The following is a 22,996-nucleotide window of genomic DNA, read 5'->3' as shown; positions in this document are numbered from 1 at the left end:
TGTTGCAGATGTGCATTATTATGTTGCAAGGTGAAACAGGAACCGGGCATATGTGCTGCGTTTTTCGGCACATATGCAGCGGGATAGTGCAAATGTGCAGTGGTACACTGCACATGTATCATTTCTTGCGAAGTAAGATCTGTGATTTGTTGCAGATGTGCAATGGCATGCTGCGTATCTGCATTTTTTTGCTACGGCAGGCTGTTACTGTATACGTTTCATAGGGAAGGGGCGTGCCTGGTAGCTTCCTTTTAACATGCCTGCAATCTCTGCTACTGCAGAATCCTGCGTAATTCTTTGATAGGTGATCTTTTGGGGGAAGTCGTGTTCTTTATTTTCAAATACCAGTTTGCCAATTTGAATGTCAGTAAGTGTGAAGCGTACAGGTTGTTCATTATTCTGTCCTTGTACAACGGGAACATAGAACAGTTGTTGGTGGCGGTATTCCAATGTGGTTTGCTCCAGCAACACGGTGTCTTTTCCTTTTAAAAAATAACTGCGGCCTGTAAAGGTGCTGTCATCCGCTTGTTTCCATTCTTCTATCTGGGTGCGTTTACCGGCTTTTTGTTGCCATACACCTAATATCCAACGGGCCTGCTGTAGCTTGCTGGAAGGCATAGGGATGATAAATCCCAAACAGGTAAAAGCTAATAAGGTGATAATGCGCTTCATTGTTGTAATATACACTATTTGAATGTGAAGTTACTGTAAATAAATAACCATCTCTTTGTAAACAACCTACTGGCAGCAAGCGTTTCACGAATATCGCTTCGTGTGCTGGTGTTGCATTGTTAGGATGAGAAACCTATCTTAGCGGGCTATGAATAAAATAAGAGCAGGTTTACTAGGCTTTGGTAAAACAGGCAGTTTGGTGGCTCGTGAGCTATTGAACGACGCCCGTTTCAGCCTTAGTTGGGTAATCAGGAAATCTACGCATGAGACTGAAAAATTTGCAAGCAAGTTGTTAAATTTCAGTCACAATGCTGCCCCTATGTATTCAGCAAGTGAAATCAATGATCAGTTTCATGACGACAACCCCGTAGATGTGATCATTGATTTTTCAGATGCTTCCGGTATTAACCTCTACCAGAAGCCTGTTGAAAGAGGTGTTAAAATTGTATCGGCTATTTCTAAGTATGAATCTTCGCAGATAAGCCAGATACAGGAGTATGCAAACCATACCGCTATAGTGCATTCGCCCAACATCACTGTTGGTGCAAACTTTCTGATAGTAGCTTCCCGTTTACTGAAGATGATAGCGCCGCATGCAGATGTGGAGATTGTGGAAACGCATTTTAAAAACAAGCCTGAAGTGTCGGGCACTGCTTTAAAAATGGCTCATGCTTTAGGTATGGAAGGTGATAGAGTGCATTCGTTGCGTGCGGGTGGCGTAGTAGGTAAGCACGAAGTGGTTTTTGGTTTGCCTAATCAAACCATACGTTTGATACACGAAAGCATTAACCGTTCTGCATTTGGGCAGGGCGCCATCTTTGCCGCATTGTGGTTGCAGGATAAAAGCAAGGGTTTGTTTTCTATGGAGAATATTTTCACCCAGCTATTAAGCGGTTCTTCTTTTACCGATTTGGCGATAGAAGGCGAATAAATATACATCACATCGTTTGCAACAGGTCAATGGTAACATTGACCTGTTTTTTTTCTCCCGTACCTTATGATAATTCCCTGTAGAAAATATAGCCACCGTGGTGCAGGGTGTTGTCATCTACAAATGTTCCATCGGCAGTAAAGCCGGTATCATCCCAATAGTATATATATGTACCCTTGATCTCATACCTGCCGGTATAGGCACTTTGTTTGTTGCCGCGTGCTTCGTCGTACCTGTTGTTGGATAAAAGCTCCTGTCGGATATAGCCGTCAGAAGTTACCCACATGCCTTCATATTTTTGATTGTCCATAAGTGAATTGTGTTTTTGGATAACACAAAATTGCGCAACCTTTGAATGAGGTAAATTACAAATACGCAACAGATGCTTGCATAAATCAAACGCAGGGGTTATTTACCACGTATGGCAGGACTGAGCTCTGTAGGAGAAACGCCGAATACATTTTTAAAAGCGTAGGAAAAATGCGATAGGTTTTCAAAGCCCAGATCAAGATAAATATTAGAAGCTGTTTGTCCTTTTTCCTGTATCAGATAGCGGGCCTGGTCCAGCCGTTTTTGTTGTAACCAATGGCGGGGTGAGGTGCCGAATATTTTTTGAAAATCTCTTTTGAAAGTGGCAAGACTTCTGCCGGTGAGATAAGCAAACCTTTCCAGTCGTACATTAAAGTGATAATTCTTTTGCATGAACGATTCCAGGTCTATCTTATACGGTTCGGCAAAATCAAACAGGATGTTCTTCAAATCCGGCTGCACCTCCAGTATCAGCAGTAAAGCTTCTTTCTGCTTTAGCTTAGTCAGTGCAGGATTGGTAAAGCCGTTTACCTGCTGGTATTCCAGTAAGGAGTGCAGGTAGCTTTTTATCAGCGGAGTGGGCTTGATATCAAAGATGGATTGCTGGCTTTGTTTTTCAGCAGCAGTAATGCCATACTCTTTACTGAACTCTTTTAATGTTTCCTGGTCCAGGTAAATGCTGAGCGATTGAAATTCCTGTTTTTCCGGAGGATGCTTTACAAATTTCAATAGCTGGTTTCTTTTGATGAACCGCAATGAGCCGGCAGCAGCGTTGTAGGCCTTTTTGCCGTCGTTTAACACCAATGAACCAGCTGCCAGGTAACTCAGTGTTTGTTCAGGCACAAAGTGTTCACCCTCCCGGCTAATATTGTGATAGCAGGAGTATACTATGCCTGTTGAAGAGGTGGATACTTTATCTGGAGTCATCTTGTACAAATGTATTGAATTCACATGGGGAAAAGTATAAAGTCCGCCTTGGTGCGTGGACTTTATACTTTGTATAAAAGCACCGGTTTTTACCGGAAATAATAAGGGTATGAAGAATATTCTGCTGTGTTGGCCCTGCTTACAGTTCAATACCTTTTATCTTCAAATATTGTTTGCCTTCTTCGGTTTCGTGAAATTTTATCGCATCGCTATGGTCGGTAGATAGTGTTACGGGCAGCCATTCCAGGAATTCTGCTTTACGGGCTTCATCTGCTTTTTCCAGTATGCCTGCTGCTTCGCTGCCTAACACCAGGTGAACGGGAGGTTGCGGGTGATTAGCCAGTTCTACCATCACTTTGGCGGCTTTGGCCGGGTCGCCCACGGGTACAAAAGTGCCGGAGCTTAAAAAGTTTTTTACCACGCCAATGCTTTGCTCGTAACCTTCCACATCCGGGGCAAAGGTCATAGAAGCGCCTGCCCAATCTGTACGGAAACCGCCGGGTTCTACTGCGGTAACATGTATGCCCAGGTGCGCTACTTCTTTACGCAATACTTCTGAAAAACCGGATAACCCAAATTTAGCCGCCTGGTAAATACTCAGCCCGGCATTGCCTACGCGGCCGCCAATGGAGCTGATTTGTAAAATACGTCCGGAACGTTGTTTGCGCATATAGGGTAATACTACACGGGTAATTTCAATAGGAGCATACAGGTTCACGCTCAGCTGGCTGCTTACCTGTTCATCGGTAAAGGCTTCTGCAGCGCCTGTAATGCCAAAGCCAGCATTGTTCACCAGCACATCAATGCGGCCAAAATGTTGTACGGTTTGTGCTACTGCCGCTTCTATCTGTTGTTTGTTATTTACATCCAGTGGCAGGGCCAGTATTTGTGCCGGGTATTGCTGTACCAGGTCGTTTAACTGATCGGTGTTGCGGGCGGTAGCGGCTACGTTATCCCCGCTGGCTAATACGGCTTCTGTAATGCTTCTGCCTAATCCTCTGGCGCTTCCTGTGATAAACCAAACCTTATTCATAGTATTTTGTTTTTGATAGCACAAAGTTGCCACCAAAAACGAAGTGGCTGGTTTGTTCAACAGCTCAAATTTGGTTTGTTGTATGGTTCATGTCTGGTGCCGGGTAAAAGGGGCTATTGTAACAAATTCGTACACTTTTGTTCAATAATGAACAGGTTGGTTTCCGGAGAAATTGGGGTAAGTGATTTATTTTTAATTGTTTATGTGTTGAGCATTATTGTTGAATGTTTGGGCCTATATTAACAAGGCTTATGTTTAAGAACTACATTACCATTGCCTGGCGCAATCTGAAAAAGAATGTTGTCTTTTCATTTATCAATATCCTGGGCCTTACTATAGGCATCACCACCTGTTTGCTGATCTTCCTTTTTATCATCAACGAATTCAGTTTTGATAACTTTCATAAGGAGGGTGATCGTATATACCGTGTCTTGCGTAATATGAAAGCAGATGGGCAGGTGAAATCTGCTGCTTATTTATCAGGTCCGTACAGGGGCGCATTGCTGAATGATTTCCAGGGCCAGATAGAAAGTGCAGTGCGTATTAATGAGAATAATAACCTGATTACTATCGGAACACAGTCTTACAATGAAAAGAAGGTTTTAGATGTGGATGGCAATTTCTTTACTTTCTTTTCTTTTCCCTTATTGAAAGGCGATCCGAAAACGGTGCTGCAAAATCCTCATAATGTAGTGTTAACCGCCTCTACAGCTAAAAAATACTTTGGCAGCATAGACAATGCTATGGGTAAAACTATTTTGCTGGAAAAAGATATTCCCTTAACCGTATCGGGTATAGCCAAGGATGTTGCGGCCAATTCGCATCTGGAATTTGATGTGGTAGCGTCTTTAGATTTAATGAAGAATGCCACCTGGATGACTAAGTGGATTAATAACGGTCTTTACACCTATGTAAAACTGGCTCCGAATATAACACCGGCACAACTGGAAAAGCAGTTTCCGGCATTCATGGAAAAATACATGGGCAGTGAAATGCGTGAATATGGGTTTCATTTTGTTCTTTCACTGGTTCCGTTGCGGGAGGTGTATTTTGGTAATACTACTTTTGACCATATTAAACACGGCGACAAAAAGACCGTGTATATATTTCTGTCTATTGCCATTCTGATATTGCTTATTGCCTGCATTAATTTCATTAACCTTTCTACTATACGTGCTGCAGAACGTTCTAAAGAAGTAGGGCTGCGTAAGGTGTTAGGTGCTTTACGCAATAATATCATAGGGCAGTTCATTGGTGAATCGGTATTGCTTACGCTTATCTCGTGTATACTGGCTGTAGGGCTATTGTTGCTGGTAATGCCGTGGTATAACCAGTTACTCGGCTACACTTTGCTGGTATCGTGGACCACCTGGCCTATCTATCTTTTCCTGGCGGGTGTTATTGTGGTGGTGGGTTTTTTAGCGGGTTGTTATCCTGCCTTTTTCTTATCACGCTTTCTGCCTGTGGAAGCGTTGAAGGGAAAGCTGCGTATAGGAAAAAGCGGCGCCGCCTTTCGTCAATTGCTGGTAGGGGTGCAGTTTTGTATTTCGGTAATGCTGATGATTGGCACCTTTATCATCACCCGGCAAATGAACTATGTAAAAAACAGGCAGCTGGGGTATAACCAGGAACAAACCATGCTGGTGCGTGTAGATAATGAGGATATTTACCAGCATGTGCTGACTTTTAAAAATGAGCTACAGAAAGAAGAGCGTGTGCAGTCCGTTTCGTTGATGTCGGGTGAGCCAGGTGGCTATTTTGACGTGCATGCATTTAATGTAGAAGCACATGCCGAAAAATGGAGCGCCCGTACAGAGTTTGCCGATTTTGAATTAGTGAAAACATTGGGGCTGAAAGTGATTGCGGGAAGAAGTTTGTCTGCTTCTTTTCCTACGGATTCCACAGATGCAGCCATGGTCAATAAAACGGCTGTTGCCAGGCTGGGATGGACACCTGAACAGGCCATTGGCAAATGGATACAAAACACCGTACTGGATAGCAGCCGTCGCAGGATAGTGGGGGTGGTGGATGATTTTAACTTTCAATCACTCAAAAGTGCCATTGAACCGCTGGTGATTGCTTACTATCCGGACAGAAGGGTGGTGGCCATTAAACTAAAGCCGGGCAACCTGCAGGCAGATGTAACCCTGGTAGGAAAAGTGTATAAACAGGTGGCTGCGTCTTATCCTTTTGAATATAGCTTTTTAGACCAGCAATTCGACCAGCTGTATAAAAAAGACATACGTCAGCAAACCATACTACTGATATTTTCTGTAATGGCCATTTTCGTGGCCTGCCTGGGCCTGTTTGGTATTGCCTCCTTCTCCACTGTCAGACGCTTTAAGGAAATAGGCGTTCGCAAGGTATTAGGCTCCTCCGTACAAAGTATTGTGGTGTTATTATCTAAAGACTTGTTACGTCCCGTAATCATTGCTACCGCTATTGCTATCCCGGTAGCTTACTGGGCCATGAGTACGTGGCTGCAAAACTTTGCCTATAAAACCACGTTAAGCTGGTGGGTGTTTGCATTGGCTGCATTGGTCACCTTTGGTATTGCGCTTATTACCATTTGCACAAAAGCGGTAAAAGCAGCTGTTGCTAACCCGGTGAAGAGTTTGAAAGCGGAGTAGAAAATTAAACAATCTGCTCTGTTATCAAGAAGCATAAAAGAGTTTGATACAATATGAGCCTGAAGTTTTATTCTTACCTGAATAGAATTTCAGGCTTATTTAGTTGGGGAGTTGTAAACGCTGGTTTTGTATAAGTAACCAGCTTAGGGTATATATAAAAAAGATCCGCCTGAGGAAGCTGATCTAACGGGTAGCTTGGCGGGTTCGATTATTTCGAAGATACACGAAAAAGGTAAAAAGGAGTATTTTATGAAGAATAATTTGCCGTTTTTTACAATTGTAAGAAAAAAGTATGTTATAATGAGCTGGTTTTAAGTGACTATTCGCATTGGTCTGGTTTGATATAAGGATTATTTTATTATAAACATCCCACCGTGAAATTGGAAAGAGCTTTAGAAGAAAAAGAATTAAAGACACTGGACGACAAATTGCAGCACAATAACAGACTGCTGCGCAGGATGGTGCGTTTCCTGTGGGTATGGATATCACTTGCGTTGGTAATAGGCGGTATTGTATTTTTCTGGATGAAAAACAGGAATGAGGTGTATTTGCTTGGCACTACAGTGGTGCTATATATAGGCATAGGTGTGTGGGTGGCTGGTAAAGATTACGGTGCATTGCGGAAGGCCAATAAAAGCATTGAATATCTGAAAAGTAACAACAGGGTAACAGTAGTATCGGTACGTGCTGATAAATACTATGAACTGAAAGAGCAGGAAGACGAAGGTGTTTTTTATCTTTTTCAGCTGGAAGAGGATAAGGTGTTGTCTTTTGGCGGGCAGGAGTTTTACCCGAATAGTCAATTTCCCAACGATCAGTTTGATATTGTAGAAGCGCGGGGTTTATATAATGAAGTGCTGTTACTGGAGATATATACTTATGGTAGTAAAATTGCTCCTTTGCTCGTATTGGAAGGACAGCAGAAATGGGATGTGTTAAGTAGTGGTCAATATCCCGATCCTTATCAAATGACTATTGTTAACGGTAAAGTAGAAGACTTTATATAATCCAATATGAATAGAAAGAGTTACGCTGCTATATTGACAGGTATGCTGGTTATTGCCATGTTGCCTTTTGCTTTAATAGCTCAAACCCGTAAATCCAAACCTACACAGGCGCATGCGAATAAAAAAGCCCCGCTATACGAAGGTTACCTGTTTGCCTATTTTGAAGGTTCCGGCCCTAAAACTTTACAGGAGCAGCTACGTTTTGCAGTAAGTGCAGATGGTATTAACTGGAAGGCATTGAATCAAAACGAGCCGGTACTTGCTTCTGCGGATATATCCAACACCGGTGGCATTCGCGATCCGCATATTCTGCGCGGTAATGATGGCAAACAGTTTTACATGGTAGCCACGGATATGTGTACGGTAAAGAACGGATGGGAATATAATCCCGGTATGGTGCTGTTGCATTCAGATGATCTGTTGCATTGGAAGCATAGTGTTATTGACCTGGAAAAACAATATCCGCAGGCTTTCCCTAACATTAAATGGGTGTGGGCGCCGCAAACGATTTATGATTCTGCAGTGGGCAAATACCTGGTGTATTTTACCGTTCGTTTTAAAGACAGTGCTGCCTTGAACTTTTATGCAGCCTATGCCAATAAAGACTTCACCGGTTTTGAGGATACACCTAAGCTGTTCTTTGTGCCTAAGTATAGCGCTATTGATGGCGATATTATTTATAAAGATGGCATTTATCATTTCTTTTATAAAGGCAATACCAAGGGTGAAAATGGAAAAGAGGTTCAGAATGGTATACAGCAGGCTACTTCCAAAAGTTTACAAGGCCCCTGGGTAGAAGATTTTAGATACCTGGATGCTTATTCCCCTCAACATATTGCCGTGGAAGGTTCCGGTATATTCAAACTAAACAACTCGGATACGTATGTGCTGATGTATGATATGTACAGGAGCCATCGTTACGAGTTTCAAAGAAGTACAGACTTGTTTCATTTCAGTGAGCAACCAGAAGTGTTTACGAAAGACTTTATGCCACGTCACGGCACTGTAATGAGTATTACCCGCGAAGAAGCGCAACGGTTGAACAAAGAATGGGGCGGTGTGCCGGAAGAGCTGCTGACTGTGAAACCGGCTGCCAGGTAAGGTCATCAAAGCTCAACGGGCTTGCTGCCACCTGTTTGCCCCATGCTAAAACGCTATAGATTAAGCTGGCTTTAAGGTACAATTAAGGGTTTTATCAGGCCGGTGTTTATACACAGACCTACATTTGAATAAGAAATAATTGCAAGATGATTGGTGTACCTAAAGTGAGCTTACAGCTTAGCCGGAATAAAGAAATTACCCAATGCCTGGAGTCTCTGGCAACTGAATGCGATATGCCGGTTGCTTTGTTAACCATACTGGGAGAGCGGCTGAAATATGTAAGGGGTAAGCATGCTTTTTCTGTGCAGGTGTCTGATGTGTATTATTCTTTTCTTTCCCGTACCGAACCGGAATTGTATATGCTGAATCATATTCAATGGCCTTTGCCGGGTACAGAGCAGTATAAAGAAAGCATGCCCACCTGGTTGCAATTTTATGCGGGCCTGCCATTGATCACTTCTACCGGGCTTTTTCTCGGAAGCATATGTGTGATGGATCATCAACCGGGCAGGTTGTCTGTGAGCCAGCAGGAGTTACTGCGGCAAACGGCAGACCGTATCCTGACTTTATTGTAAAAGGATAGTATCACAGAAAACTGCCGTAAAGAGCCAGCCAAGGGCATAAAGTGGTTATTGCCGGATTTATAGATAAATTGCATCTGCCAAAATATCTGTGATGGATCAACTGAACACTGCTTTTGAACTTTTTGATGCCTATAACCAACAAGACCCCTTAGCGTTGGAATGGAACGGGCAATCGTTTGCCCGGGAATATTTTTATGCCCTTCGCTTGTACGAATGGGTGCTGAAACTATCCCCTCATGCCAGTGAGCCACTCCAACTGGCTGCCCGCTGCCAGCATATTGGCCGCTGGGAAAAGCCTCGTAACACTTATCCGGAAGGAAGGGTGGGCTATCTTACCTGGAAAAATGATTTGTCTAAGTTTCATGCGGTTAAAGCGGCTGAAATACTTCGTTCTGTAGGCTATGACGAAAATAGTATCCAGCGGGTTTCTGAAATTGTGCTGAAAAAGCGGCTGGCTTCTGATCCTGATGTGCAAACGATGGAGAATGCGCTTTGCCTGGTATTCCTGGAATATCAATATGATGATTTGATTGCTACCCAACCGGATGATAAGATGATTGCTATTTTGCAGAAAACCTGGGGAAAGATGACGGAGCCGGGCAGGCAGGCTGCTTTAGCGTTGCAGTACAGCGATAAGGGGCTGCAACTGATACAGCAGGCGCTGCAATAGTATGTCGGAGCTAAAAAACACTCATCAGCCCAGGAATAACTGTATGAACGCAAAAGAAATACTGAAACAACATATTACTAAAACGATCACGCTTACAGATGATCAGTTTGATTACGTCTATTCCCATTTCACTCCTTTATCCTATAAAAAAGGGCAGGCGGTTATTTCGGCCGGTGGCCTGGTAGATAGTGAATATTTTGTGCTGGAGGGTTGCCTGAAAACGTTCTATATTAACGACGACCTGAAAATGTTTATCCTGCAGTTTGCCATGGCTACCTGGTGGGCTTCGGATTATGCGGCCATGTATAGTGGTAACAAAGCCACCTACGATGTGGATTGCATTACAGATGTGGAACTGTTGTGCCTGAAATCGGCCGACAGGGAAAAGCTTTGCAAAGAGATACATGCTATAGAATACTTTTTCCGCTGGCGTACCAATAAAGGATATGTAGCAGCACAAAACCGGTTGCTGTCGTTTATGAACAACGATGCCAAAGCCCGTTACGAGCAATTGATGAACCTGTACCCGCAGTTGTACAACCTGGTGCCTAAAAGCCTGATAGCTGCTTACTTAGGCGTTTCGCGCGAAACGTTAAGCCGTTTATACCAATCCCGTAAATAGTGATCTGCGTCACATAATGCCCCGCCCGTTTGCGATGTGATGTACGTCACACACCTTTCTGCCCAAGCCGGATCAACTTTGTGTTATCAAAACAAAAAACACAAAGTATATGGCAACAACAACATTCGACATTTCCAGCGCACAAAGCACCATTGATTGGGTTGGGCGTAAAGTAACCGGTGCACATAATGGCACTATTCTGCTGAAACAAGGCACACTTACTTTTGCAGATGGCCTGCTTACCGGTGGCCGTTTTGCAATAGACACTACCGCTATTACTATCCTGGATGTAACCGATCCGGCTACCAATGCCCAGTTTGCCGGTCACCTGGCTTCTGATGATTTCTTTAACTCGGCCCAATATCCCGAAGCGGTGTTCCAGGTAACCATTGCAGAGCCACGTGGCGATGATAGTTATCATGTAACAGGCGAGCTTACCATCAAAGGCATTACCCATGCTATCAGCTTTGATGTGCAGTTGCAACACAACAGCAACGGGGTAACCGCATCCGGAAAAATTACCATCGATCGCACGAAATATGGGATGAAATTCCGCTCTGGTAATTTCTTCACCAACCTGGGCGATACGCTTATCTATAACAATTTCGACTTACACATTCATCTCACTGCGCTGGCGGTTGCCTAAGCTGCCGCGCGTAAAACTTACCACTATGCCTTATATCAAAATAGAGCTTACCCGTGAAGGAGTTACCCGGGAGCAAAAACAACAGCTGATAAAAGGAGTAACCGATTTGATGACTGAAGTGTTGAATAAAGACCCGCACCTGACCCATGTGGTGATACAGGAAATAGACCTGGACAACTGGGGCTATGCCGGGGAACAAACTTCTGTGCTTCGGGAAAAAGGAATCACCGCCAATAAAAAATAAAGAACATGAAAACGCAAACCATTATAGTAACCGGCGCTTCGTCAGGTATTGGAAAAGAAGTGGCCCGGTATTTTTTAGAAAGAGGAGACAATGTAGTGATCAACGCTACTACTGCCGCTAAGCTGCAACAGGCATACGAGGAATTAGGGAGCGGCAGCAACCTGGCTATGGTAGCAGGGGATGTGAGTAAGAAGGCAACGGGCGGGCAATTGCTGGCCACTGCCCTGGAAAAATTTGGTAGTGCCGATGTGCTGATTAACAACGCAGGCATTTACGAAACCAAACCCTTTTTGGAAGTGGAGGAAGCTTACCTGGATCGTTTTTTAAACACCAACCTGAAAGGAACCTTTTTTACCACGCAAGCCGTGTTGCCTCAAATGCTAAAGCAGCGCGATGGCGCTATCATCAACATAGGTACGCCGCTGGTATATCATGCGCTGGCAGGGGCGCCTTCTACCGCACCGGTTTCCAGCAAAGGTGCCGTGCATGCGCTTACACTACAGCTGGCTGCTGAGTTTGGAAAACAGAATATACGGGTGAATACCATAGCAGCAGGTATCATTCGCACGCCTATGCATGGCGATAATGCCGATGCGGCTTCCGGATTGCATCTGATATACCGCGTAGGAGAGGTGGAAGAAGTGGCGCAGATGATATATGCAGTGGCTAAGAACACTTATATCTCCGGCGCTGTTATTAATGTAGACGGCGGCATGGGCGGTGGTCATCATTTGAATTAACATATTATGAAAACTATTTTATTCACGGTCTTGCTCATAGGGCTGTTGCCCTGTGGGAAGGCTCAATACCAACAACATATGAACACACAGGAAGAAGTAACCGCTATTACGGCGGTACTGCAACAGTATTATTTTAAAGGTTTGTATGAAGGTGATACCAGTTTACTGGCCCGGGCCTTTTTGCCGGGTACGCAATTGTTTGGCGATGTAAACAGGCAGCCTTATGCCAAAACACTGGATCAATACCTGGATGGCGTAGCGCACCGGGCCAGTCCGAAAGCAGCCGGTAAAACCTTTGAGCCGGAAATTATAGCTATAGACGTGATTAATTCCATTGCAATAGCGAAACTGCATGTGAAAATGTACGACTTCAACTACTACAATTTTCTCACCTTTCACAAAGTGAATGACAAGTGGCTGATTGTGCATAAAACCCTTACCCACGTGGCGGAATCATAGGCAGTAACCCATCAATCATTCATTATGTGGAACAACACTACAGCAACGGCATTACTTGGTATAGAGTATCCTATTATGCAGGGTCCTTTTGGTGGCGGCCTGTCTACGGCGCAGCTCACGGCTGCTGTTTCCAACAAAGGTGGCCTGGGCGGCTATGGCGCTTATACGTTAAGCGGCCAGGAAATATATGAAGTTGATAAGCAAATAAAAGCGCTTACTCATAAACCTTATAATATTAACCTATGGGTGTCAGAAACAGATGCACCCGGCGGTGTTGTTACCGATGAGCAATATGAGCAGGCCAAAGCCCTGTATCTGCCTTATTTTGACGAAGTGGGCATTCCGGTGCCACCCAAACCAGGCCCGTTTAAAAACCGCTTTGAAAACCAGCTACAGGCTATATTGGATATTCGCCCTAAGGTATTCAGCTTTATGTTTGGTACGCTGCCGCAGGATGTGCTGGAGCAATGCCGTAAGCTGGGCATTAAAACAGTGGGTGCTGCTACTACACTGGATGAGGCTATTGCGCTGGATGCTACCGGCGTGGATATGATCATTGCTTCCGGCTTTGAATCCGGGGGCCACCGCCCGTCTTTCCTGGATGCAGCGGAACAATCCACTATAGGTACTTTTGTACTCATCCAGTTATTAAAAGAAAAGATTAAAACTCCTATCATAGCCGCAGGTGGCATTGCCAATGGCAGGGGCGTTGCAGCGGCATTAACACTGGGTGCAGATGCCGCTCAGATAGGCACGGCCTTCTTAGCCTGCGAAGAGTCCGGCGCATTGCCTGTTCACCGCGAGGTATTATTTTCAGAAGCGGCTAAACACACGATGCTTTCCCGTGCGTTTACGGGTCGCTTAGGACGTGGCATTGCTACGCGTCTGGCCAAAGACCTGCTGGGCAAAGAACACCAGGTATTGCCTTTTCCTTTACAAACCACGTTTATGGCACCCTTGCGCAAAGCGGCACTGGATCAGCAGAAGCATGATATGGTGTTATTCTGGGGCGGGCAGATTACGCCTGTATTGAAGCATAGAAAGGCTGATGAGCTGATGCAATCGCTGATAGCGGAAACGGGGCAATATGTAAGGTGATTTTAAGAGCAGTGTACACCGGTTTTTTTAAGATAAATGAATACAGATAGTAATAAAAAAGCTATACCCGTGCAGGTATAGCCTTGATATAATATCCTGTACTTATTAAGCAGCATCCATTGCTTCGCGTAATGCTTTTGCTGCGGCGGCCGGATCGGGGGCGCCGTAGATAGCTGCTCCTGCCACGGCTACTTTTACACCGGATGCAACCACTGCTTTAATATTGTTGATGTTAACGCCACCGGCAATAGAAACCGGTGTGTTAGCGGTACTGGCTTCATCAATCAGTACTTGAATAGAATAGCCAGGCGTCCACTGTTCGTCCAGTCCTGCGTGTAACTCTACAAACGTTGCGCCCAGTGCAGCAGCTTCGCGGGCTCTTTCTACGCGGTTAGGTGCGCCAATAGTATCTACTACCACGCCTTTACCATGTGCTTTGGCAGCTTTAACTGCGCCTGCAATAGTAGCATTGCCGGCTACGCCTAATACCGTAACCAGGTCTGCGCCTGCTTTAAAAGCAATGTCTGCTTCCAGTTCACCTGCATCGGCTGTTTTTAAATCGGCAAATACTATTTTGTCGGGGTGTGCCTGCTTCATAGCGGTGATCACACTAACGCCCATGTTTTTAATCAGTGGGGTACCCAGCTCGATGATATCTATGTAAGGTGCTACTTTTCCTGCCAGCGCCAAAGCCTCTTCTGTTGTGAGCAAATCAATTGCTACCTGTAATTTTGCCATATATGTGTTGTTATTAATTTATTCCATGTTTGCGTGCTGCTTCCATATTTCTTCTGCCGGTAGGTTACTCAATGTCCATATGGATTGAAAAATGGCATCTGTTACCAACAGCACGCTTTGCTCGAACAGGCTACCGGCATATTGTTGAGAGATAGTACCGTTAAAGTCCTGCTTTTGTGCAGCGGGTATCAGTAGTATGGTATCTGCTATCGCTGCCAGTGGTGATTGGGTGGTGGTGGATATGGCCACTACCTGTGCACCTGTTGCCTGCGCTTTCTCTGCTGCTTTTACAATAGAGCTGGTAGTGCCGGAGCCGGATGCTGCAAGTAACAGATCGCCTTTCTGTATGGCAGGCGTGGTGGTTTCGCCTGCTACATACACCGTAAATCCCAGGTGCATCAGGCGCATGGCTGCCGCTTTCATCATCAGACCCGTGCGGCCCGCGCCTATCACAAATATGCTGTTGGCCTGCTGCATCAGTAGCACTACGGCGGCTATTTCGTCGGCTGATAACTGCTCTTCCAGGCGTCTGTTCTCTTCCAGTATCATGGGCAGTGCCGCACTTACACGTGTGGCTACTGTTTCTTTTTCAAATTCAAACATGTGTGGTTGTTTCGAAGTGCAAAGCTAGTAGTGCCGGCAGGGCTTGTTTTTATACTATCAGCTAAATACATGGGATATTCAGGACATAGGGGCGGGTGCTTGTCGCCATTGTGCCATGCTATGGGCAGATTGTCCCATGTGGATGTAGTACCTTTGCCCATTGGTACATGAAAAGTGCAGATATGAAAGAGAAGGAGCCTGTGTCGCAATTAGAACAAGCATTATTATATATCCGCAACCTGGATAGCTGCCCCCCGAGTTATTTATATGATGCGGCCCGGAAAGACTTTTTTGAAGTGCTGTGGCTGCAGGAGGAATTTCCATTACATCAAACTACACCGGAGCTGGCTGCTGTAAAGGGGCAATGGATTTACCTGATGCCGCCTTACCGCGTGCATCAATTGAACAAAGCAGGCAAGAAAGGAATATTGTTTTCTTTTAAACGGGAGCTGCTGGAAGAGGGGGATAAAGAGTTTGCCCTGGATGTGTTCCGGACTTTTAACATGAGCGGTGAATTCACCTGTATGCGGCTTACTGCCAATATGGTGGAACGTTTGAATAAAGTGTATGAATTGTTAGAAGCAGAGTACCGGGATAACTCCGGTAATCTTACCATGATAAAATCGTTACTGAAAGTTTTTCTGCTGCATCTGATCATGATGAAAAAAGAAGAACTTACGGCGCTGGACATTAACCAGAAAAGGGCTTACGAGTTTTTAATGCTGCTGGAAGATCATTACATTGATGAACGCAATATGCAATTTTATGCAGACAAACTAAGCCTTAGCACCAAACGCTTAAACCAGGTACTGAAAGAAGTGCTGAATGAAACCAGTGTGCAGTTATTGCACGACCGCCTGATACTGGAAGCCAAGCGACAGATTATACATAGCGAGAATAGTATTAAAGAAATAGCCTGGTTGCTGGGCTTTAAGGATCGCCCTTATTTCAGCCGTTTTTTTAAAGTGCATACCGGCCAAACGCCGGAAGCCTTTCAAAAGCAGGTAAAGCATCATATTGATACCTTGCTGAATACGCTGGTGAGTTAAGTGGAATTCATTTCTTGTCCTGGATTAAGTTTTCTCCGGCAAAAAAGGGTCAGGTTTGTTGCCTGAAACCAAGCATATGGAAAGAAAAGATTTTATCCGCAAAGGACTCATGGGCACGGGGATGTTTGTGGCCAGCGCTGCGCTGGGAAATGTGCTGAAAAACGACGTGGACGAGCTGACCCAGCTGGAGCCGATGGGCTTTAACCACCTGCCTAACACAGAATCGAAGCTAGGCGACAATATGGTGCTGCACAAAGCTGATACACGGGGGCATGCCAACCACGGCTGGCTGGACACGCACCATACTTTTAGTTTTGCCAACTATTATAATCCCGAACGTATGCACTTTGGTGTGCTGCGTGTGTTGAATGACGACAGGGTAGACCCGGGTATGGGCTTTGGTACACACCCGCATGATAACATGGAAATTATTTCCATTCCGCTGGAGGGCGACCTGGAGCATAAAGACAGTATGAATAATGTAGCGGTGATAAAACAGGGTGATATCCAGTGTATGAGCGCCGGTACAGGCATTTATCATAGCGAGTACAATAAAAACGCCGACAAGCTTACCCGCTTTTTACAGATATGGTTGTTTCCGCGTACTAAAAGTGTAACACCGCGCTACGGCCAGGTAACACTGGATGTGAAAGACAGGCATAATCAATTACAACAGATTGTATCACCCCATTCGAACGATGCAGGTGTATGGATTCATCAGGACGCCTGGTTTCATATGGGGCGTTTTGATAAAGGCTTTTCCACCACTTACACCGTTAAAAAGCCAGGTAACGGCGTATATGCCTTTGTGATTAAGGGAGATGTAACTATTGAAGGACAAGCTTTAAACCTGCGCGACGGACTGGGTGTGTGGAATGTGAAAACCTTGCAGATCACCGCTAATTCGGCTGATGCAGAGGTGTTACTGATGGATGTGCCGATGGTAATAGGATGATGAAACAAACAACCCGCAAAATATTTTGCGGGTTGTTTGTTTATTGCTGCTTATTCTATGGCAGGGTAACGTGCAGGCCTGTTGTGTCTATGCCTGTTACATGGTTGAGTGATAACCCTGTTGTTGCCTTGATATAACAGTTTTCAAATGTTACATTCTGAATAGGGCTATTGTCCAGGCCACTCATATCGCCTGCTGATTGCACGGTGCCGGAAACATTTTTAATCAGGATGTTTCGTACAATGGTGGGCACTTCGGCTGGTTTGCGTATAGTACCTACCATGCGCCAGGCCATATTAAACTCAAACGCTTTGCGGGTGTTGTGGAGTGTGATGTTTTGATAGGTGATGTTTTCCACCACGCCACCGCGGCTGGGTTGTGATTTAAACCGGATGGGAGCCCAGTTGTCACTATCTATTACACAGTTGCTGATGAGTACATTATGAATGCCACCGCTTACCTCGCTACCCATTGCTACACCTCCATGTCCGTATGCAAAATGACAACTGTCAATGATGATGTTACGGGAGGGTTTGTTTACTCTGCGGCCATCTTCATCTTTACCGGATTTAATAGAAATGCAGTCGTCGTTTACATCAATAAAAGTGTTGCTGATGTGTACGCTGTCGCTGCTGTCAATGTCAATGCCGTCAGAGCTGGGTATATTGTGTTGTGCGGTAATGTTGATATGGTTTACGGTTACGTTGTGGCTATATAATATATGCAGGCACCATACTGCCTGGTTGTGCAGTTGCAGGTGGCTTATGCGCACGTTGGAACAGTTTTGAAAACATATTAACCGTGGCCTTCCCACTTTGGGGAATGGTGTGGCGGATTGCTTTTGCCGGTGATACTGTTTCACCCATTCATCCCCGGAACCGTCAATAGTGCCTTCGCCATAAATGCAGGTTCCTTCCTGATCATTGATGTTGAGGAATGCAGCGGTGAACACCTGTTCTTCGCCTTCCCAGCGGGTATGTACCTGCGGGTAATCGTTGGGGTTGGTTGTGCCCTTTAATACACCGCCTTTTTCAATTTGAAGGTGAACGCCTTTTTGTAGAAAGAGTGCGCCGCTGAGGAAAACGCCTTTGGGTATTACCACCACGCCGCCACCTTTAGCGGAGCAGTTGTTTATGGCGGTTTGTATGGCTTGTGTGTTTACCGTATTGCTATCGCCCTTAGCGCCATAACGTGTTACCAGAAACCGTTGCTGGGTTGAGCTGATTATAAAGGCGGTAAGGGTAATGCCGGTGAATAACAGTAATATAACTACCAGGTACTTTTTCATGCACTAGTGTTGAATGATTAAAAAAGTGGTTTGATAGCTGTTCAGGGTAAGGGGCAGGTTAGTAGCGTTTCCGTTGCTGCGAGCGTCTGTAGCTGCTGTGATGGTTGCGTTAGTGGCATCCCAGTAATATGCTTTTCCCGAACCTGTTACGGTGGCATTCACTATTTGCAGTTCTTTGCCTTCGTTAAAGAAGAAATAGAGATCGGCATTTTTCCATTTGCGGTGCAGGTATTTAACGGCTGGGGCAGGTTTGTGGAAACGTACATCTTGCGGTAGCTGTTGGTAAAAAGAAGGGGATAGCTGTTGCCAGTTATCTGCACTTGCCCATTTCACATCAGGTAAAGTTTTAGCGTTCAATATATTGCTGTCGCTTACAATAGCAGGTGTTTCGCCCAGGAAAAAAACTTTACCACCACCCTTTACAAAAGCTTTGAGCCGGGTAAGTGCTTTTTGGCTGATGACATTGGTCGATGGAAAGAGGATGGTTGTGTATTGTTGTCCGCTTAGGTTGGTGAAGGTGCCGTTGGACAAGGTGAAGTCAGTAGCCAGTCCCTGGTTATCTACATAATCAAAATCCACCTGGTGTTCCAGCAGGTTTTTACCAATAACGCGTAAAGAGCTGTCGGCCATTTTATTGCCCAGCCACATGGTTTCGGTAGGACAATACAAACCAACGGTAGCAGCAGGAATGCCATTGGCCAGTAACCAGGACGCCCGGTTGGAATAAGTGCTGAGTGCGGGAAAGGTGGTATCGGTTAAGTAACTGTTGTGTCGCTGGCGTCCGCTGGCAGAGGAGGGCCAGAACATATATTCAAACAGGTTAATGCCGCGTACCAGCTGTTCATTCACCACCCAGCGCGCATCATCAACCGTAGGGGCAGGCGTATAAGCGGCAAAGCTTTCACTGAACGATCGTGGCCTGCCGTACATATGTGCGGCGGAAGAAGCCAGTTTGGGAAAATCGGCTATGTTATCGTACCATATCTGGTGCCAGATAGCATCTACACCAGGTATGTGCACATAGCGCATGTCTTTGAAGAAATCGCCTTCGCTGCGCGCCAGTTTCATTAACATATCTTCATGATTCACGTGTACAAAATATTCCAGTCCGTTTTCCCGGCACCAATCTGCCTGCACTTTAAAAAAGTTATCGCGAAACAGGTCGGACCATACATCCAGGTAATCGGCAAATGCTTTTTGCTGCTCCACACCTGGTTGTGGCAGGAAGAAAGAGGGGATGTAGGGAGTGATATCATAGTTTTTCTTTTGCCGGAAAATTTGCAGCATGTTGGGCGTCCAGGGAATAAAGCCGTATTCAGGTTCGTCTCCCCTGAATCCTAATACTGTTTTGCCAAATTCCTGGCCAATGTATTTTTTATATTGCTCATGGGTATACTCCATAAACTTGCGGGTGGCAGCAGGATCAAGATAATCGATCAGGGAATGCAGCGTGTCTTTGCCGTGGGCAGCGTTATTGATGGAGCGTGTTACCGATGTTTTGTAACGGTGGTCAACGATAAGGAGGTTCCAGTTGCCTGCAGTAGCGGGCCACTGCAGCTGACCGTTGCTGATGGTGATGGGTTTGCTTTCATGGCTGCCTTCTTTCATGGCAATAGCGCCCAGTGTTTGTGGTGGCACCTGCAGTTGCAGGGGCTGATTGTCTGTTACATGTATGCGTTGAGCGATGGTGATGCCCTGCATGCGTAATTCAGGACTTTTCTGTGAAATAAGCCCTCCGGCAAAGCCGCTGGGATATTTGCCCTCATCAATGATCCAGAGGTGCATGTTGCGGTTCTTCAACTCTTCTACAATCATTTGCACATTGTGGAAATAGCCAGGCGAAAGGTAAGGTTCTGTCATACCGTAACCGCCTTCCATACTTACACAACGAATGCCCTGTTGGTAAATAGCATCCAGATCGTGCTGTATGGTTTCGCGGGTAATATGGCCTTCGAGGCCCCAGGTAAGTGTTTGTGCATAGGGATGGGGCGGCTCGTTAAAACTGCGGGCCATGGTTTCGTACGTGGGCAAGGTGATTTTTTGCCAGGCTCCCTGGGCAAATAGCAACGGGTAAGGGGTGATAAACAGGCCTAACGCCAGGGACAATTTTTTCATCATGGGCGTTAGACTGCTTTCTGCCTGAATCGTTTAAACGTTCCATTGCCATCTTTGGTGGCGACAGCAATGGAACGTTGTTTTATTTTTTCTTCCGGAGAATATAGGTATTGAAAGCGTATTTCCAGGGCATGGCAATAATGGGAAGGGGTACCAGTAAAAATGCAAATACCATTCCTTCGGCCGGGGAACCTGCCAGCTGGTGAGAGGCCCATAGCGGATAGGCCACCAGTAGCAGCCAGATGATTTTGTATAGTATTTCCAGCATGATGATGGGCAGCATGGTAAGCGGGCGTACCAGGCCAATGGCAGACAGTACTGCATAAGATGCCCATATACTGAAATTCATAGCTTCTGCCGGGTCCCAGGCGCCTTTGTGCGTGAAAATATAAGTCCATGCATCTTTACCAAGAAACACCAACATTAAAAAATAGAGCAGTCGTAACAGGTAAATGTTGATAGGACGAACACCTTCCCAATTTTCATGATCAGGCTTAAAGATATTTCTCATGGTGATGTTGGATATGTGATTAAAAGTAGCGGGTTCTTTGGTAGTATGATGGTTTTTGTGATGAACGGCAGCGGGGAAGAAAAGACAGCTATTTTATTTTGGATTAATCTTGCAGTAATTTGTTGCTATGAAAAGAAACCCTGCCTGTTGGTTATTACGTTGTATGATAGCTGTTATGGTGTGGAGCGTTGGTGTAACAGCTACCGCTCAAACCGTGTATACTGTTCCGGATGCCAGGGGGAAGGATGGCTGTAAGGCTTGTGACGAGCTGATGCGCAATAAGCCGGCGGAAGTGTTGTTTGGTATTGACATCAGTGAAGGGGAAGTGTATTTTTCGATATCGGATAAGGTTTGGTTTCAAAAGATTTTTTCCAGCCCCCGGGATGGGGTGGCGATAGATATTATTACGAAAGACCGGTATAAGTGCGGGAAGGATCTGCCGGAAAAAACGCTGCCGGTGGGTCGTTTCCTAAAACCTTTGTACCTGGCAGAATTAAAGGCAGGCTTGCAGGAGTTTGACGGCCACATCCGGGTAAAGATGGGCAATTTGCCCAAAGAGTTGCTGCAAAAAGAAATAGAGGGTAACCTGGCTATCATTAAAAACGGGCAGATTTGCGATTATCAGACTTTTGTAAACATTGATCGCAGTTTGTGGGATCTGCTTCCTATGGGATTATTTGCCGATACGCTGATGCAGGAGCAAACGGCGCTTTCAGATACTGTAGTTCACCGGTTGTTTTTTACACGCCAAATGCAGATGGTGATTCCTTTTGCCAAAAGTAAAGCCGTATTCCATGAAGCAGATATCAAGGCGTTAAGGGATACTTTGGCCAAACACAACTTATATGTGCGGCAAATGGATATTCGTGCGTATTCTTCCGTGGAAGGGAGTGTTACTGCCAATGAATTGCTGCAACGGAAAAGGGCGGCAGCTGTGGTGGCAGGGCTTCAAAAATACCAGCATGCTCCTATTCAACATACGATCACGTCATTTGAAAACTGGGTGGAGTTTTATAAAGATGTAGAAGATACTGACTTTGATGAGTTAGGCTACCTGACCAAAGCAGAGGTAAAACAAAAACTAAAGAATGCAACCCTGCTGGGTAAGATAGAGCCGTTATTGCAAAAGGAAAGAAAGGCGGTGGTAACCGTATACCTGGATAATAACAGCGGCGTGGAAACCGTGCCGGATACGGCGTTGTATACACGATTTAACCAGGCGGTGAAAGAGAAACGGATAGGACAGGCTTCTTTGCTGCAAAAGGAGGTTTTTAGCCGTATTGCGGCAGGGCACTTGCCGGAGGAGTATATGAGCAAGCTGGAAATTCCGCGTGAAAAGGATAACACAATACTGCTGGTGAATGAACAAACTTATTTGTATGAACTGGGATTTATTAATGCTACGGCAGCTATCAAAGAATACCAGGAATTATTGAAGCTGGCCCCGGACAATGGAAAAATACGCTATAATATATGCGCCTTACTATTGACCGTGTGGAGGTATAATGCATCGGATATAAAGGTAGACGAAGTGAAGACTGCTATCTGGTCGCTTTCGCGGTATGGTATTGACACTTTGCTGGTAAAGCGTTTACAGGTAAATTATCATATCCTGTTAAGCGAATATCATATGAAGCAACTGGAATATGATAAAAAGGACAGTGCTGTTGCCTTTGTGGCTGATAATTATCCCGGATTAACGCTGACCGACAGGGAGCTGTTATCGCTGGCTAAATATCTTTGTTCTTATGGTTGGTTCACTAAGTCGGAGGAGTTACTGGAGCCGAGGGTAACCGAAATTAATGTGGAAGAAGACCTACTTTTTTATTATCTGAACCTGCAATTGTTTCATCCGGCCAGTTATGAAGAAGATAGTTTTGAGTCTATCGTGTTAAACGCGGTGACCTTGAATAAAAAGCGTTTTTGCGGGTTCTTTCATTCTATTAACAACGGCGGCGCCAGCTTTCAGCTGCTGGAAGATGAAATATTACGGGATATGTATTGCGAATATTGTAAGCCATAAGTATATAGGCTATTGACCATAAACATAAAGGCCAGGTTATT

The 22,996-nt window shown here is 45.2% G+C and carries 24 protein-coding genes; 15 read left to right on the top strand and 9 right to left on the bottom strand.

The window, feature by feature from the left end; all coding sequences use genetic code 11:
• Positions 1-204 precede the first annotated feature (204 nt).
• Positions 205-672 carry a DUF6265 family protein gene (locus FLA_RS16230; protein ID WP_076377512.1) on the bottom strand — a complete coding sequence of 156 codons (468 nt, stop codon included), beginning with the start codon at positions 670-672 and terminating at the stop codon, positions 205-207.
• Between the two features lie 148 nt (positions 673-820).
• On the opposite strand from FLA_RS16230, the gene FLA_RS16225 reads away from it, so the two are divergent.
• Complete coding sequence (locus tag FLA_RS16225) at positions 821-1,603, top strand: 4-hydroxy-tetrahydrodipicolinate reductase (RefSeq protein ID WP_076377514.1); 783 nt, start codon at positions 821-823, stop codon at positions 1,601-1,603.
• Between the two features lie 64 nt (positions 1,604-1,667).
• Here FLA_RS16225 and FLA_RS16220 read toward each other — a convergent pair whose 3' ends face one another.
• The 3 genes from FLA_RS16220 to FLA_RS16210 all read right to left on the bottom strand — a co-directional run bounded on the left by FLA_RS16220 (position 1,668) and on the right by FLA_RS16210 (position 3,872).
• Complete coding sequence (locus tag FLA_RS16220) at positions 1,668-1,913, bottom strand: Atu4866 domain-containing protein (protein WP_076377516.1); 246 nt, start codon at positions 1,911-1,913, stop codon at positions 1,668-1,670.
• A 98-nt stretch (positions 1,914-2,011) separates the two neighbouring features.
• The gene (locus tag FLA_RS16215) at positions 2,012-2,839 is read right to left on the bottom strand and encodes a helix-turn-helix domain-containing protein (RefSeq protein WP_076378413.1); all 828 of its coding nucleotides are present in this window, start codon (positions 2,837-2,839) and stop codon (positions 2,012-2,014) included.
• Between the two features lie 139 nt (positions 2,840-2,978).
• Complete coding sequence (locus tag FLA_RS16210) at positions 2,979-3,872, bottom strand: SDR family NAD(P)-dependent oxidoreductase (RefSeq protein WP_076378415.1); 894 nt, start codon at positions 3,870-3,872, stop codon at positions 2,979-2,981.
• Between the two features lie 251 nt (positions 3,873-4,123).
• On the opposite strand from FLA_RS16210, the gene FLA_RS16205 reads away from it, so the two are divergent.
• From FLA_RS16205 to FLA_RS16155, 11 genes are all read left to right on the top strand, one after another.
• Complete coding sequence (locus FLA_RS16205; RefSeq protein WP_076377518.1) at positions 4,124-6,502, top strand: ABC transporter permease; 2,379 nt, start codon at positions 4,124-4,126, stop codon at positions 6,500-6,502.
• 374 nt (positions 6,503-6,876) lie between these two features.
• On the top strand, positions 6,877-7,509 hold the full coding sequence (locus tag FLA_RS16200) for a hypothetical protein (protein WP_076377520.1): 633 nt from the start codon (positions 6,877-6,879) through the stop codon (positions 7,507-7,509).
• Between the two features lie 6 nt (positions 7,510-7,515).
• A complete protein-coding gene (locus tag FLA_RS16195) occupies positions 7,516-8,610 on the top strand; it encodes a glycoside hydrolase family 43 protein (RefSeq protein ID WP_197705796.1) in 1,095 nt (364 codons plus the stop codon).
• Positions 8,611-8,756: 146 nt separating this feature from the next.
• A complete protein-coding gene (locus FLA_RS16190; protein WP_076377522.1) occupies positions 8,757-9,185 on the top strand; it encodes a GAF domain-containing protein in 429 nt (142 codons plus the stop codon).
• 100 nt (positions 9,186-9,285) lie between these two features.
• Positions 9,286-9,864, top strand: a complete 579-nt coding sequence (locus FLA_RS16185) for a DUF4202 domain-containing protein (RefSeq protein ID WP_076377524.1) — start codon at positions 9,286-9,288, stop codon at positions 9,862-9,864.
• A 43-nt stretch (positions 9,865-9,907) separates the two neighbouring features.
• On the top strand, positions 9,908-10,486 hold the full coding sequence (locus FLA_RS16180; RefSeq protein WP_076378419.1) for a Crp/Fnr family transcriptional regulator: 579 nt from the start codon (positions 9,908-9,910) through the stop codon (positions 10,484-10,486).
• A 109-nt stretch (positions 10,487-10,595) separates the two neighbouring features.
• Positions 10,596-11,132, top strand: a complete 537-nt coding sequence (locus tag FLA_RS16175; RefSeq protein WP_076377526.1) for a YceI family protein — start codon at positions 10,596-10,598, stop codon at positions 11,130-11,132.
• Positions 11,133-11,157: 25 nt separating this feature from the next.
• Complete coding sequence (locus FLA_RS16170; protein WP_076378421.1) at positions 11,158-11,376, top strand: tautomerase family protein; 219 nt, start codon at positions 11,158-11,160, stop codon at positions 11,374-11,376.
• Positions 11,377-11,381: 5 nt separating this feature from the next.
• The gene (locus tag FLA_RS16165; protein ID WP_076377528.1) at positions 11,382-12,116 is read left to right on the top strand and encodes an SDR family NAD(P)-dependent oxidoreductase; all 735 of its coding nucleotides are present in this window, start codon (positions 11,382-11,384) and stop codon (positions 12,114-12,116) included.
• A 78-nt stretch (positions 12,117-12,194) separates the two neighbouring features.
• Positions 12,195-12,575, top strand: a complete 381-nt coding sequence (locus FLA_RS16160; protein ID WP_231940273.1) for a nuclear transport factor 2 family protein — start codon at positions 12,195-12,197, stop codon at positions 12,573-12,575.
• Between the two features lie 24 nt (positions 12,576-12,599).
• Positions 12,600-13,673 (top strand): NAD(P)H-dependent flavin oxidoreductase, encoded by a 1,074-nt coding sequence (locus tag FLA_RS16155; protein ID WP_076377532.1) that lies wholly within the window; start codon positions 12,600-12,602, stop codon positions 13,671-13,673.
• A gap of 105 nt (positions 13,674-13,778) precedes the next feature.
• On the opposite strand, the gene hxlA is transcribed toward FLA_RS16155, so the two are convergent.
• On the bottom strand, positions 13,779-14,411 hold the full coding sequence (gene hxlA / locus FLA_RS16150; RefSeq protein WP_076377534.1) for a 3-hexulose-6-phosphate synthase: 633 nt from the start codon (positions 14,409-14,411) through the stop codon (positions 13,779-13,781).
• Positions 14,412-14,429: 18 nt separating this feature from the next.
• Positions 14,430-15,014 carry a 6-phospho-3-hexuloisomerase gene (gene hxlB, locus FLA_RS16145; protein ID WP_076377536.1) on the bottom strand — a complete coding sequence of 195 codons (585 nt, stop codon included), beginning with the start codon at positions 15,012-15,014 and terminating at the stop codon, positions 14,430-14,432.
• Positions 15,015-15,196: 182 nt separating this feature from the next.
• On the opposite strand from hxlB, the gene FLA_RS16140 reads away from it, so the two are divergent.
• Both FLA_RS16140 and FLA_RS16135 read left to right on the top strand, forming a co-directional pair.
• The gene (locus FLA_RS16140) at positions 15,197-16,063 is read left to right on the top strand and encodes a helix-turn-helix domain-containing protein (RefSeq protein WP_076378423.1); all 867 of its coding nucleotides are present in this window, start codon (positions 15,197-15,199) and stop codon (positions 16,061-16,063) included.
• 76 nt (positions 16,064-16,139) lie between these two features.
• Complete coding sequence (locus tag FLA_RS16135) at positions 16,140-17,018, top strand: pirin family protein (protein ID WP_076377538.1); 879 nt, start codon at positions 16,140-16,142, stop codon at positions 17,016-17,018.
• A 55-nt stretch (positions 17,019-17,073) separates the two neighbouring features.
• Here FLA_RS16135 and FLA_RS16130 read toward each other — a convergent pair whose 3' ends face one another.
• The 3 genes from FLA_RS16130 to FLA_RS16120 form a co-directional block, all read right to left on the bottom strand.
• Complete coding sequence (locus FLA_RS16130) at positions 17,074-18,306, bottom strand: glycoside hydrolase family 28 protein (protein ID WP_084206115.1); 1,233 nt, start codon at positions 18,304-18,306, stop codon at positions 17,074-17,076.
• A 3-nt stretch (positions 18,307-18,309) separates the two neighbouring features.
• Entirely contained in the window at positions 18,310-20,424 is a 2,115-nt protein-coding gene (locus FLA_RS16125) for a glycosyl hydrolase (protein ID WP_084206116.1), read from the bottom strand.
• A gap of 79 nt (positions 20,425-20,503) precedes the next feature.
• Positions 20,504-20,932 (bottom strand): hypothetical protein, encoded by a 429-nt coding sequence (locus FLA_RS16120; RefSeq protein ID WP_076377540.1) that lies wholly within the window; start codon positions 20,930-20,932, stop codon positions 20,504-20,506.
• Positions 20,933-21,059: 127 nt separating this feature from the next.
• On the opposite strand from FLA_RS16120, the gene FLA_RS16115 reads away from it, so the two are divergent.
• A complete protein-coding gene (locus FLA_RS16115; RefSeq protein ID WP_096511077.1) occupies positions 21,060-22,955 on the top strand; it encodes a hypothetical protein in 1,896 nt (631 codons plus the stop codon).
• The last annotated feature ends 41 nt before the right edge of the window (positions 22,956-22,996 follow it).

It is taken from the genome of Filimonas lacunae, from assembly GCF_002355595.1.
GTDB lineage: Bacteria > Bacteroidota > Bacteroidia > Chitinophagales > Chitinophagaceae > Filimonas > Filimonas lacunae.
Note: the sequence above shows the minus strand (reverse complement) of the source record. Positions and strands in the feature narration are given on the sequence as shown.